The organism is Agrobacterium sp. lyk4-40-TYG-31, assembly GCF_030209855.1.
GTDB classification, from domain to species: domain Bacteria; phylum Pseudomonadota; class Alphaproteobacteria; order Rhizobiales; family Rhizobiaceae; genus Agrobacterium; species Agrobacterium vaccinii.
In genome coordinates this window covers 213,030-226,054 of the sequence record NZ_JARVRE010000003.1, presented here as the reverse complement: position 1 = coordinate 226,054, position 13,025 = coordinate 213,030, and the positions used below count along the sequence as shown (strand labels likewise).

Genomic DNA, 13,025 nt, shown 5'->3' with positions numbered 1-13,025 from the left:
CGGGCTTTTTTGTGCGTGCTATTTTACGCTGAAACAGTGAAAGCGTGCTGCACAGCTTCTAGCGGTATGTCTACGACCTGGTGAATGCCTTCACCGGCTCCTCCTTGGCCACATCATCCATCTCGTTGTCGTTGACGATTGCCCTAGCAAGCTGTCTGAAGCTCACTGTGCCCACAATATTACCGTTCAAATCAATGACGGCTGCGTCGTCTTCTCCGCTTCGCGACAGCATGCGCATCGCCCCTTCAACACTGGTTCCGACCAATATCTTTGGACCGCCGGGACGCAGGTTGGAATTGATGGGAGACATCACCGCTTCGACGTTGATGACACGGCCTCGGTTCACCTCCTTGACGAAATTGGCGATGTAGTCGTCTGCCGGGCGCAGGACGATGTCCTGGCTGGTACCTTGCTGGATGACTTCTCCGTCTCTGAGGATAGCAATCTGATCTCCCAGCCGCAGCGCCTCATCGAGATCGTGGGTAATGAAGACGATCGTCTTTTTGATTTCCTTTTGAATATCCAGAAGCACGCTTTGCATATCGGTGCGGATCAATGGATCGAGTGCGGAATAGGCTTCGTCCATCAGCAGAACCGTGGCGTCGTTGGACAGGGCCCGCGCCAGACCCACGCGTTGTTGCATGCCGCCGGAAAGCTGGTTGGGAAAGCGCGTTTCGAAACCTTTGAGGCCGACGCGCTCCAGCCAACGCATCGCAATATCGACGCTTTGCGCGCGCGCCATGCCCTGCACCTCGAGGCCGTAGAGTGTGTTGTCCAGCACGTTTCGATGCGGCAGCAGGGCAAATTTCTGGAACACCATTGCCGTTTGGTGGCGGCGGAAGGTGCGTAAATCCTGCGTGTTCATCTTCACGACGTCGACGCCGTCCACAAGCACCTCACCGGCTGTCGGGTCGATCAGCCGGTTGATATGCCGTATCAGCGTGGACTTGCCGGAGCCGGACAAGCCCATGATGACCTGAATGCAGCCGGAGGGAATGTCGATGTTGATATCCCGCAGGCCCAGAACATGCCCATGTCGCTCGTTCAGCTCAGTCTTCGATAGGCCGCCTTTGACGGCATCGACATAGGCGTGCGGGTTGACGCCGAATATTTTGTAGAGATTGCTGATTTTAATGCCGCCAAAGGTATCAGCCATGCGCAATCTCCTGATGTTTCTGGAGCCGCTTGCCGTAGGCCTGGCTGATGCGGTCGAAGATGATGGCAATGCCGACGATGGCCATGCCATTGAAAATTCCCAGCGTGAAATACTGGTTGGCGATAGCTTTCAGCACCGGTTGTCCCAGCCCTTGCACCCCGATCATGGAAGCGATGACCACCATGGCAAGTGCCATCATGATCGTCTGGTTGATTCCGGCCATGATCGTTGGCAGCGCCAGGGGCAATTGCACCTTAAACAGCTTTTGCCAATTGGAGGAGCCGAAAGCATCTGCTGCCTCCAGCACATCGCGGTCCACCAGACGGATGCCGAGATTGGTGAGGCGGATCATGGGTGGAATGGCGTAGATGACGACGGCGATCAGTCCCGGCACGCGACCGATGCCCAGCAGCATCACGACGGGAATGAGGTAGACGAAACTCGGCATCGTCTGCATGACGTCAAGGACCGGGTTGATGATGCGCTGGAAACGGTTCGAGTAGGACATGGCGATGCCGATGGGCAGCCCGATTGCGATGGACAAAACGGTGCACACGAAGATCATCGAGATCGTGCGCATTGTGTCCATCCACATGTCGAAATAGCCGATGGCAAGCAGCGTCAGCAGACAGCCGACGACGATCTTGAGGCTGCGGCTGGCAAACCACGCGATGGCCAGGATGATCAGGATGATGATCGGCCAGGGCGTTTGCGTCGTGAAGCGTTCTGCGGCCAGCAGAAACTGTTGCAATGGCGAGAAGAAGCCTTCGATCGTGCCGCCCCAGGCACGCGTAAAGCCTCGAAAGCCGTCGTCGATCATCTTCTTGAGATTGCGAAGCGTATCGTCGTTCATGTGTGGAAACGAGTAAAACCAGTCCATGCGTCATCCCCTACGGCGCTGTCGTCTCGCAGAGGTCATCGGGCCGTCGATAGCCCGTCGCGACATGCTGGTCGATGCTGGCGCAATATCGTTTGGTGACGGCATGCGGGGGAGCTTCCAGCCGCATGCCGCCTTCGCATTGTGCCTGACCACGTGTCAGGCCAGTGGTTGGTGTCAGAGCGAAGCCTTGACCTTGGTTGCCGCGTCGGCAGAAACCCACTTGGTCCAGATATCTGGGTTTTCCTTGAGGAAGTGCTTGGCGCCGTCCTCACCGCTTGCCTGATTGTCTGTCATCCAAGCCATCAGCTTGCCGATGACCTCGTTGCTCCACGAGCGTTTTTCCAGATAGGACATGACGTCAGGTCCGGCCTTTTCAGAAAATGGCTTAGCAACGAGAGTGACGATGGTGTCGACAGGCCAGGCGTTCGGCTTCGGATCAGGGCAATCGGCAACGGTGTTGCAGCGCTTCCATTCGGCTGCATCATTCGCCACACCGGCTTCTAATTTCACCATCGGATATTTTCCGAGCAGCGCCGTCGGGGCCCAGTAATAGGTTACGAAGTTTGCTTTTTGCTCGTAGGCCTTTGCGATAGCGCCGTCGAGGCCAGCGGCAGAGCCTGTATCGGTGAGCGTGAAGTTCGCCTTCTCACCGCCATAGGCTTTGAACAGCTGCGTCGTAACGACCGTGCCACCCCAACCTTGCGGGCCGTTCAGGATTGCGCCTTTGCTCGGATCGTCAGTGGAGGGAAACAGTTCGGGGTGCTTGAGAAGGTCGGGTATCGTCTTGATGTCAGGATGTGCGTCGGCCACATATTTCGGAATCCACCAGCCCTGATTTCCGCCATCGGGCAGAGGTGATCCAACCTTTATGATGCGGCCTTCCTTCGTTCCGGTCGCGACGACATCGGGCAGAAGATCGACCCAGGCTTCGGGTGCAATATCGGGCTGGCCCTTTTCAGACATAGACGTGATGGTCGGCACCGTGTCGCCGACGGTGATTTCGGCCTGACAGCCATAGCCTTCGTTCAGAATCAACTTGTCCAGATTGGAGATGACTTCGGCGCTTTGCCAATTCATGCTCGCAATGGTGACGGTGCCGCAGTCGGCGGCTGCCGAGGAGGCGCCGGCGAACAATCCCATTAATATGCAGGTCGAAGCCAATAGCTTATTCATTTCGCTGTTCCCTTTTTTTAGCGGCTAGACGTCAAAAGCGGGTTGCCGCGTATGCCCACTCAAGGATTCTGAAGCGGATCTCCCAGTTTTGCCGCAGCTTTTGATGCCGCGGTCAATCCGTTGGCAATCGCGGCATCGAAGCCACCATCGCGCATAACAGTTATCGCGGCGGCGGTGGTGCCGCGATATTCAAGAAACGTCTGTGTCGTCTCTGATGGCGACACGTCGCGTTTCTCCAGCAAACGTCCAGCGCCGATCAACAGGGTGTTCACGGCCCGTTGAGCGATGTCCGCTGGAATGCCCTGCGAGATCGCGTCTTGCATCATGGCGCTGGCAAGAAGTGCAGGAAATGCCGGGCCGGAGCCAGAAAGGCCGGTGAAATAGTCGATATAGCTTTCCTCGAAAACCTCATCCTGCGCACCGCAGGCTTCAAACAATTCCGTGACGACCGAACGGTCTTCGTCACTGACTGCGCTTGAGGCGATCCATGGCGTATAGGACCGGTGGACTTCGGCAGCGGCATTTGGCAATGCGCGAACGACGCGATCTGTCTCGTGGCGTTCACTCAGGGCATCTGACGTAATCCCGGCCATCACGGAAATGAGGAGCTTGCCTTTGAGATCGACTTTGATCGTGGGCCAGTCGGCGGGCCGCACGCAAAGGAGAACAACGTCGGAGCGGTCCGCGACGGACTGATTGTGGGTTGTCCAGTAGGCGCCCGAAAGCCGGTCGGGTCGGTGACTGCGGAAAGAAAGCGAGAGGTGTTCCGGCTTGACGATGCCTGCTTGCAGCGCGGCATCAATGATGGCGCCGCCTAGCCAACCCGCGCCGCCTATCACGCCAATCCTCATGCCTTGGTCCGCTTCCACCTTTCCTACCCCTCCCTGAAGTCGTGCCGCGCATGGAAGCGGTCGAGTTCTCTCTGTTGCGGGAATTGGCCAGTGTAAATGGCAATATATTCAGGAATTCTCTTCATGCGCAACGCGACATCCTCCGTGGATTGCATCGAAATATAACCGATCTGCACGAGGTAAGTGGTTCTGGCACGGACATCCGCAGCCGTTTCGTCAAACCCGAAGCGGACGAACATCCGGGTCAGGGCCTCCATTCTGGCCTTATCCGCCTGATGGACTTCGGTCTGAATGTCTGGCGACTGCAAGGCCCAGCTGCGAACTGCAAACTCGAACTGGGAGTCAAAAAGATCCTTGTTCAGCCAGCAATCGAAAACGTTCAGCATGGCCTCTGCCAGGGACTCTGCGTAGGCTTCGGACTGCTTCACGAGGTTGCCGGTGTTCTTCTCTCTCCATCGTGAGATCAGGAGGTCCAGCAATTCCTCGCGGTCCTTGAAGAACCAGTAGAAGCTGGTGCGCGAGAGGCCGAGCTTCTTGGCAAGCGGGAGTATTTTGACGGAATCGACGCCGGATTCCAGCAGGGCGTCGTAGGCTGCTTCAAGCCAGCCATCTTGAGATCCACGCCAACCACTGTCAATGACTGCCTGTTCCATAATAAATTGCTAACGAAGTTTTACCCGCACATCAAGCAAAATGTACATTTATGTCCATTACAAGTCCTGCCATGTTTTCTGAATTGACACTTATGTACATTTATCGATAGCGTCTCGATGTGCAGCGTTCAATCGGAGCCAGTCGCATGTCGAACGATCCCCTTCTTCAGCCTTACACACTCAAGCATCTGACACTTCGCAACCGGATCATGGTGACCTCGCATGAGCCTGCTTACCCCGAAGATGGCATGCCGAAGAAACGCTATCGTGCCTACACGGTCGAGCGCGCGAGAGGTGGGGTCGCGTTGACCATGACGGCGGGATCGGCGGCTGTTTCCCGCGACAGCCCGCCTGTCTTCAACAATCTACTCGCCTATAAAGACGAGATCGTTCCCTGGGTCCGGCAAATGACCGATGCCGTGCACGAAGAGGGCGCCGCGATCATGATCCAGTTGACCCATTTGGGTCGACGTACCCGCTGGGATAAAGGCGACTGGCTACCGGTCATCGCACCCTCGTATCAGAGGGAAGCTGCGCATCGCGCCTTTCCCAAGAAAATGGAAGATTGGGACATAGAGCGCGTCATCAAGGATTTCGCCGACGCTACCGAGCGGATGAAAGAGGGCGGCATGGATGGGGTCGAGCTGGAGGCTTACGGCCACTTGATCGACCAGTTCACGTCGCCCCTGACGAATGAGCTGGATGGCCCCTATGGCGGCTCTCTTGATAATCGCATGCGCTTCTGTTTTGACGTGTTCAAAGCAATGCGCAAACGGGTCGGCAATGATTTCATTCTCGGCGTGCGTTACACCGCCGATGAATGTCTGGATGGGGGAACGGGCAAAGCCGATGGCATCGAAATATCCCGCCGCCTTCGCGACAGTGGCCTGATCGATTATTTGAACGTCATTCGTGGTCACATCGATACGGACCCGGGACTAACAGATGTCATTCCCATCCAAGGCATGGCCAACTCTCCGCACCTTGATTTTGCCGGAGAAATCCGCGCTGCAACCCAGTTTCCGGTGTTCCATGCGGCAAAAATTCCCGACGTCGCAACTGCGCGACACGCCATCGCAACAGGGAAGGTCGATATGGTGGGGATGACACGGGCCCACATGACGGACCCGCATATCGTTCGCAAGATTACTGAAAAGCGCGAAGACGACATCCGCCCGTGTGTCGGGGCCAATTACTGTCTCGACCGCATCTATCAAGGGGGAATGGCCTTCTGTATCCACAACGCCGCTACCGGTCGTGAGGAAACCATGCCGCATGCCATCCCCAAAGCGGACATCCGCAAGAAGGTGGTGATCGTCGGTGCCGGGCCAGCGGGTCTCGAGGCGGCGAGGGTTGCTGGCGAGCGCGGCCACGACGTCGTGGTTTTCGAGGCGGCGAACAAACCCGGTGGGCAAATCCGCCTGACTGCGCAGAGCGAGCGCCGACGTGAAATGATCAGCATCATCGAGTGGCGCATGAGCCAGTGCGAGAAACTCGGCGTCACCTTCCATTTCGACAGCTGGGCGGATGCTCAGATGATTGGTGCGCAGGAACCGGATGTGGTGATCATCGCAACCGGTGGCCTGCCGCACACGGAGGTTTTGTCCAAGGGCAACGATCTGGTCGTGTCGTCCTGGGACATCATATCGGGCGATGTAAAGCCGGGTACCAACGTGTTGATTTTCGATGATGCCGGTGATCATGCCGCCTTGCAGGCTGCGGAGTTCATTGCCCGAAGCGGCGCTAAGGTCGAGATCATGACGCCTGATCGCTCGTTTGCCCCGGAGGTCATGGCGATGAACCTCGTGCCCTATATGCGCTCATTACAGAAACTGGACGTCACCTTCACGGTCACCTACCGTCTTCAGGCTGCGGAGAAAAGCGGCAATCAGATCATCGCCCATGTCGGCAGCGATTATGGCGGCGTTGCAAAACAGCGGACGGTGGACCAGATCGTCGTCAATCATGGCACCATTCCGCTGGATGAGCTCTATTTCGAGTTGAAGCCGCAGTCTAAAAATCTGGGGGAGGTCGACTACGATCAGTTGCTGTCGGGGCATCCGCAAATCGTCGAGACAAACCCTGCTGGAACCTATCAATTGTTCAGGATCGGTGATGCGGTCGCCGCCCGCAACACGCATGCGGCTATCTATGACGCCCTGCGGCTGACCAAGGATATTTGACGGCAGAGCACTGATAACGCTTCGAGCACACAAAATTACTTTACCACCGGTGCGTTCATTCCGTCTTGTTAATTCGGCGTGCGGTGATAGCCTGCTCTCCAGGTCCTCACCCTTGGAGGAGGATGGGGGCCTGGAGAACAGGGATCTTTCCAGGGAGGTGGAAAGTGACTGCATGTGCCGGACCAAACATTGATATTGGCATTTTCGCTTTCCGTCTGGAGGTGAGATGCTGCTGAGCGATTTGCAGACGCAGATCAGGGACATGGCGCGCGCTTTTGCGCAGGAGCAGCTGCTGCCTGGTGCCGCGCAACGTGATCGAGACAGCCGCTTTCCCCGTGAAGAATTGAGCGCCATGGGCGAACTCGGCTTTCTCGGCATGCTGGTTCCCGAGGGCTATAGCGGTTCCGATACCGGCGCTGTGGCCTATGCGTTGGCGATCGAGGAAATCGCGGCTGGCGATGGTGCCTGTTCAACCATCATGAGCGTTCACAATTCCGTCGGCTGTGTCCCGATCCTGACATTCGGGACTGAAAAGCAGAAGCAACGCTTCCTGCCGAAACTCAGCAGCGGCGAATGGATCGGCGGGTTTGCGTTGACCGAACCGCAGGCCGGTTCCGATGCCTCCAATCTCAAGACCCGCGCGCGGCGTGATGGCGACAGCTACATCATAGACGGCACCAAGCAATTCATCACCTCCGGCAAGAACGGCAATGTCATCATCGTCTTTGCGGTAACGGACCCAGATGCCGGCAAGAAGGGCATCACCGCCTTCATCGTGCCAACGGATACGCCGGGCTATGATGTCATCCGGGTGGAGGAGAAGCTGGGCCTTCATTCCTCCGACACCTGCCAGATTGCGTTTACGGAAATGCGTCTCTCGGCCGATCTGAGGCTCGGGCAGGAGGGCGAGGGCTACCGCATCGCGCTCGCCAATCTGGAAGGGGGCCGGATCGGTATCGCCGCACAGGCCGTCGGCATGGCGAGGGCGGCGTTCGATGCGGCGAAGGCCTATGCAGGCGAGCGGATGTCTTTTGGAAAGCCTATCGGTGAACATCAGGCCGTCGCTTTTCGGCTCGCCGATATGGCCACGCAAATCGAGGCGGCGCGTCAGCTTGTTCTGCATGCTGCAGCGCTGAAGGAAGCGGGAGAGCCGTGCCTCACCGAGGCATCGATGGCAAAGCTCTTCGCGTCCGAAATGGCCGAACGGGTCTGCTCCGATGCGATCCAGATACACGGCGGCTACGGTTATATGGCCGATTATCCGGTGGAGCGGATTTATCGGGATGTCCGCATCTGCCAGATTTACGAGGGAACGAGCGACGTGCAGCGCATGGTGATAGCGCGCAATTTGTAAGACACACCTGCCGCTTGAGGAGGCGGTATTTTTGCGGAGGAGCGGATAGCGATGACGGAAACCACGCCTTTGAGCCTGCATGTGCCGGAGCCTGCCGTTCGCCCCGGCGGACAGCCGGACTTTTCCAACGTCAACATACCGGCGGCGGGTGCCGTTCCCAGACCGGATGTGGATGCGGCACCGGAAACCATCCGCGATCTGGCTTACTCCATCATCCGCGTTCTCAACCGGCATGGCGAGGCTGTTGGACCATGGGCGGGAAGTCTGTCAGACGAAGAACTGCTGATCGGGCTTCGCAACATGATGCGGCTGCGCGCCTTCGATGCGCGCATGATGATGGCGCAGCGTCAGGGAAAAACCTCGTTCTACATGCAGCACCTTGGCGAAGAGGCAGTGAGTTGCGCCTTTCGCAAAGCGCTGTCGAAGGGCGACATGAATTTTCCGACCTATCGACAGGCCGGTCTGCTGATTGCAGACGATTATCCACTCGTCACGATGATGAACCAGATTTTCTCCAACGAAATGGACCCCTTGCATGGGCGGCAGATGCCGGTGCTTCAATCCTCTCGAGAGCACGGCTTCTTCACTATTTCAGGCAATCTGGCCACGCAATATGTGCAGGCTGTGGGCTGGGCGATGGCCTCTGCCATCAAGGGCGACACGAAGATTGCGGCCGCATGGATCGGTGACGGCGCAACCGCCGAATCCGATTTTCATTCTGCATTGGTCTTCGCCTCGACCTACAAGGCACCGATCGTCCTCAACATTGTCAACAATCAGTGGGCCATTTCCACCTTCCAGGGCATTGCGCGTGGCGGGTCCGGCACTTTTGCCGCGCGTGGGCTTGGTTTCGGCATTCCGGCCCTTCGTGTCGATGGCAACGACTATCTGGCCGTTCACGCTGTTGGACAATGGGCGGTGGAGCGCGCCCGCCGCAATCTCGGGCCGACACTGGTGGAGTATGTCACGTACCGTGCAGGTGCCCATTCGACGTCGGATGATCCGAGCGCCTATCGCCCCAAGGCGGAGTCGGAGGCATGGCCGCTTGGCGATCCTGTTTTGCGGTTGAAAAACCACTTGATCCTTCGCGAGGTCTGGTCCGACGAACGCCATGAGCAGGCGCAGGCCGAGATTATGGACGAGGTTATCGAAGCGCAGCGCGAAGCTGAGAGCTACGGCACGTTGCAGGCAGGCGGCAAGCCTTCGGTTCGCGACATCTTTGAAGGTGTCTACGCAGAAATGCCGCCGCATATTCGCCGCCAGCGCGAAAAGGCAGGATATTGATATGGCCAGAATGACGATGATCGAGGCGGTCCGCAGTGCCATGGATATCTCGATGGCACGCAGTGAGGATGTCGTCGTGTTCGGCGAGGATGTGGGTTACTTCGGCGGCGTGTTTCGCGCGACGCAGGGTTTACAGGCTAAATATGGACGGACACGCTGCTTCGATGCGCCGATCAGCGAGTCGGGCATTGTCGGGACAGCCATCGGCATGGCGGCCTATGGCCTGCGCCCCTGCATCGAAATCCAGTTTGCGGACTATATGTACCCGGCTTACGATCAGATCACGCAAGAGGCGGCGCGTATCCGTTACCGCTCCAACGGCGATTTCACCTGCCCCATCGTGATCAGAATGCCGACGGGCGGTGGCATATTCGGCGGACAGACGCATAGCCAGAGCCCGGAGGCGCTGTTTACCCATGTCTGCGGCCTGAAAGTGGTGGTGCCGTCCAACCCCTATGATGCCAAGGGCTTGCTGATTTCTGCCATCGAAGACCCTGATCCTGTGATGTTTCTGGAGCCGAAGCGGCTCTATAACGGCCCTTTCGACGGGCACCATGATCGCCCGGTGACGCCGTGGTCGAAGCACGTTCTGGGAGAAGTGCCGGACGACCATTACGCCATTCCCATCGGTAAGGCTGCCATCCGCCGCGCTGGTGCAGCCGTCACCGTCATCGCCTATGGAACCATGGTCCATGTCGCGCTGGCCGCTGCCGAAGAAACGGGGATCGATGCCGAGGTGATAGACCTGCGCAGTCTCTTGCCACTCGATCTGGATACAATCGTAAAGTCGGTTTCGAAGACGGGGCGTTGCCTGATGGTGCATGAGGCGACGCTGACCTCCGGTTTTGGCGCGGAGGTCGTTTCGCTGGTGCAGGAGCATTGCTTCTATCATCTCGAAGCGCCGATCACCCGCGTCGCCGGTTGGGACACGCCCTATCCGCATGCGCAGGAGTGGGACTATTTCCCCGGCCCCGCCCGTGTCGGGCGCGCAATGACCGAACTGATGGAGGTGTGACCCATGGCAGATTATGTGCTGACGATGCCGGATGTCGGCGAAGGCGTTGCCGAGGCAGAGGTCGTGGAATGGCACGTAAAGCCCGGCGACATCGTGCGTGAGGATATGATCCTAGCTGCCGTTATGACCGACAAGGCAACGATTGAAATACCATCGCCGGTTTCGGGAACGGTGACATGGATGGCAGTCGAGGTGGGCAATACCGTTGCCGTCAAGGCGCCGTTGGTTCGTATCGCGCTGGAGGGGAGCGATGCAGCCGATGTTGCGGTAGCTCCGGCAGCGGATGAACTTGTCCCCGAAGAGCCGGAAGTCGAGGTAACCGAGCCACTTTCAATTGCCAAAGATGACACGCCATCGCCCAACAAGCCATTGGCCTCGCCCGCCGTTCGTCATCGGGCGACGGAGGCGGGTATCGACCTGCGTCAGGTCTCTGGCACAGGCTCTGCCGGACAGATCACGCACGAGGACCTTGATACCTTCTCAGCCGCAAGCAAACCCGCAGGCTCTGTTGAGAAAGCGGGGGTCGAAGAGATCAAGATCAGCGGTCTGAGGCGTAAGATCGCCGAGAAAATGGCGCTGTCCGTGTCTCGCATTCCGCACATCACATACATCGAAGAGGTGGATGTGACAGACCTTGAGGACTTACGGAGTAAGATGAATCAGGGTCGCAGAGCGGATCAACTCAGGCTGACGATCCTGCCGTTTCTGATGCGTGCTTTGGTGAGGACGATTGCCGAACAGCCTGGAATGAATGCGACATTCGATGATGTCAATGGAACGATCAGCCGTTACGCTGCCGTCCATATCGGCATTGCCACACAGACGCCATCGGGGCTCACCGTGCCGGTGGTGAGGCATGCGGAGAGACGTACCATTTGGGATGCCGCCACTGAGCTTTCCCGTGTTGCCGATGCGGCGCGTGGTGGCAGCGCCAAGCGTGACGAGCTGTCCGGTTCTACCATCACCATCAGTTCGCTCGGCGCTCTGGGCGGAATCGCTTCCACGCCCGTCATCAATCACCCGGAGGTGGCGATCATCGGTGTGAACAAGATCGCGACGCGCCCGGTCTGGGACGGCAGCCAGTTCGTGCCACGGAAAATGATGAACCTCTCCTCCAGCTTCGATCATCGGATTGTCGATGGCTGGGATGCGGCGCGGTTCATCCAGCAGATCAAGGCGTTTCTTGAAACACCGGCGCTGATCTTTATCGAAAGCTAAGGCGATCATGGACGACATCAACAGCAAACATCTGACAATGGGCTTTATCGGGCTGGGCCACATGGGCGGCCCCATGGCCGCAAATCTCGTAAAAGCGGGCCACGTTGTGCGTGGCTTCGATCTGATGCCGGACCTGCTTCAGGCCGCGACGGGCGCGGGCGTGACGCCGTGTCGCTCCGTAGTTGAGGCTGTCGAAGGCTGCGGTGTCGTCATCACCATGCTGCCTGCGGGCAAACATGTCATCTCGGTCTGGACCGATCTGATGACGGCGGTATCAGAGAGAACGCTTTTGATAGACTGCTCCACCATCGATATCGAGAGCTCCCGACATGTGCATGGGATGGCGAAAGCACGCGGGTGCCTGTCTCTCGATGCGCCGGTTTCGGGCGGGACATCCGGAGCGATGGCAGGAACCTTGACCTTTATGGTTGGCGGAGAAAGCGAAGCATTTACAGCGGCTGAGCCGATCTTGCGGGCAATGGGTCAGAAAATCATTCATTGCGGCGGTGCCGCGATGGGGCAGGCGGCCAAGATTTGCAACAATATGATCCTCGGCATCTCCATGATTGCCGTCTCGGAAGCCTTTGTGCTGGCAGAAAAGCTCGGCCTCTCACAGCAATCTTTGTACGATGTCGCCTCGGTGTCGTCAGGCCAGTGCTGGTCGTTGACGACATACTGTCCGGTGCCGGGTCCGGTTCCCGCATCCCCGGCAAATCGCGATTACCAGCCCGGCTTTGTCACGGCCCTGATGTTGAAAGACCTGATGCTCTCGCAAGACGCCGCCGCGTTGACCGGCGCCAAGACCCAGCTTGGTCATGAGGCTGCTGCGCTCTATCAGCGCTTCAGTGATGCGGGAGGAACGGCAAAAGACTTTTCGGCCATCATTGAGATGATCCGCAGTGAAACGTGAAAACGCCAGGATGAGAGAGGCTCCCATCCTGGCGTTGGAAATTGTTTGGACCGTCTAACGGATCAGCAGTGGCCAGCGCGCACGGATGCGAGATTGACGATGTCGGCGTTGGTCATGTTGATCTCGATTTCACTCTGCAAGGCCGATTGCAAGGCTTGCTTGGCGACATCGATGTACCAGCTGGCGGAAGGCGCACCCAATGTTTCGGCCATGCCTTCTGCATAGGTTAGCATGTTGATGAGGGTGAGAAAATCTTCCTGGCGTTCATTCGTTTCTGCGTCAGTTTTGAAGGATGTCATCATAAGGCTCATCTGGAGGGGTTGCGGTGATTCACAATAGTCAGAGACG

General features: G+C 57.9%; 12 protein-coding genes. 6 read left to right on the top strand and 6 right to left on the bottom strand.

Annotated features, from left to right (window positions below):
- Positions 1 to 70: 70 nt before the first annotated feature.
- The 5 genes from QRN55_RS04210 to QRN55_RS04190 all read right to left on the bottom strand — a co-directional run bounded on the left by QRN55_RS04210 (position 71) and on the right by QRN55_RS04190 (position 4,713).
- The gene (locus QRN55_RS04210; protein ID WP_284775094.1) at positions 71 to 1,156 is read right to left on the bottom strand and encodes a quaternary amine ABC transporter ATP-binding protein; all 1,086 of its coding nucleotides are present in this window, start codon (positions 1,154 to 1,156) and stop codon (positions 71 to 73) included.
- Positions 1,149 to 2,036: an ABC transporter permease gene (locus tag QRN55_RS04205; protein ID WP_112498084.1), complete on the bottom strand. Its 888-nt coding sequence runs from the start codon at positions 2,034 to 2,036 to the stop codon at positions 1,149 to 1,151. Before QRN55_RS04205 ends, QRN55_RS04210 begins: the two co-directional genes overlap by 8 nt.
- A gap of 174 nt (positions 2,037 to 2,210) precedes the next feature.
- Positions 2,211 to 3,209 (bottom strand): ABC transporter substrate-binding protein, encoded by a 999-nt coding sequence (locus tag QRN55_RS04200; protein WP_284775092.1) that lies wholly within the window; start codon positions 3,207 to 3,209, stop codon positions 2,211 to 2,213.
- A 59-nt stretch (positions 3,210 to 3,268) separates the two neighbouring features.
- Positions 3,269 to 4,060 (bottom strand): pyrroline-5-carboxylate reductase family protein, encoded by a 792-nt coding sequence (locus QRN55_RS04195; protein ID WP_284775450.1) that lies wholly within the window; start codon positions 4,058 to 4,060, stop codon positions 3,269 to 3,271.
- Between the two features lie 23 nt (positions 4,061 to 4,083).
- Positions 4,084 to 4,713, bottom strand: coding sequence for a TetR/AcrR family transcriptional regulator (locus tag QRN55_RS04190; RefSeq protein WP_284775090.1), 630 nt, complete (start codon positions 4,711 to 4,713; stop codon positions 4,084 to 4,086).
- 146 nt (positions 4,714 to 4,859) lie between these two features.
- Here QRN55_RS04190 and QRN55_RS04185 point away from each other — a divergent pair, with 146 nt between their 5' ends.
- The 6 genes from QRN55_RS04185 (at position 4,860) to mmsB (ending at position 12,677) form a co-directional block, all read left to right on the top strand.
- Positions 4,860 to 6,896 (top strand): NADH:flavin oxidoreductase, encoded by a 2,037-nt coding sequence (locus tag QRN55_RS04185; RefSeq protein WP_284775088.1) that lies wholly within the window; start codon positions 4,860 to 4,862, stop codon positions 6,894 to 6,896.
- 226 nt (positions 6,897 to 7,122) lie between these two features.
- Positions 7,123 to 8,250 carry an acyl-CoA dehydrogenase family protein gene (locus QRN55_RS04180; RefSeq protein ID WP_284775086.1) on the top strand — a complete coding sequence of 376 codons (1,128 nt, stop codon included), beginning with the start codon at positions 7,123 to 7,125 and terminating at the stop codon, positions 8,248 to 8,250.
- Positions 8,251 to 8,301: 51 nt separating this feature from the next.
- Positions 8,302 to 9,534 (top strand): 3-methyl-2-oxobutanoate dehydrogenase (2-methylpropanoyl-transferring) subunit alpha, encoded by a 1,233-nt coding sequence (locus tag QRN55_RS04175; RefSeq protein ID WP_284775084.1) that lies wholly within the window; start codon positions 8,302 to 8,304, stop codon positions 9,532 to 9,534.
- Between the two features lies 1 nt (position 9,535).
- Positions 9,536 to 10,549, top strand: a complete 1,014-nt coding sequence (locus tag QRN55_RS04170) for an alpha-ketoacid dehydrogenase subunit beta (protein WP_284775082.1) — start codon at positions 9,536 to 9,538, stop codon at positions 10,547 to 10,549.
- A 3-nt stretch (positions 10,550 to 10,552) separates the two neighbouring features.
- Positions 10,553 to 11,767 carry a dihydrolipoamide acetyltransferase family protein gene (locus tag QRN55_RS04165; RefSeq protein WP_284775081.1) on the top strand — a complete coding sequence of 405 codons (1,215 nt, stop codon included), beginning with the start codon at positions 10,553 to 10,555 and terminating at the stop codon, positions 11,765 to 11,767.
- Positions 11,768 to 11,774: 7 nt separating this feature from the next.
- Positions 11,775 to 12,677 (top strand): 3-hydroxyisobutyrate dehydrogenase, encoded by a 903-nt coding sequence (gene mmsB / locus QRN55_RS04160; RefSeq protein ID WP_284775078.1) that lies wholly within the window; start codon positions 11,775 to 11,777, stop codon positions 12,675 to 12,677.
- 62 nt (positions 12,678 to 12,739) lie between these two features.
- Here mmsB and QRN55_RS04155 read toward each other — a convergent pair whose 3' ends face one another.
- Positions 12,740 to 12,976: a hypothetical protein gene (locus QRN55_RS04155; RefSeq protein WP_111838816.1), complete on the bottom strand. Its 237-nt coding sequence runs from the start codon at positions 12,974 to 12,976 to the stop codon at positions 12,740 to 12,742.
- Positions 12,977 to 13,025: the final 49 nt, after the last annotated feature.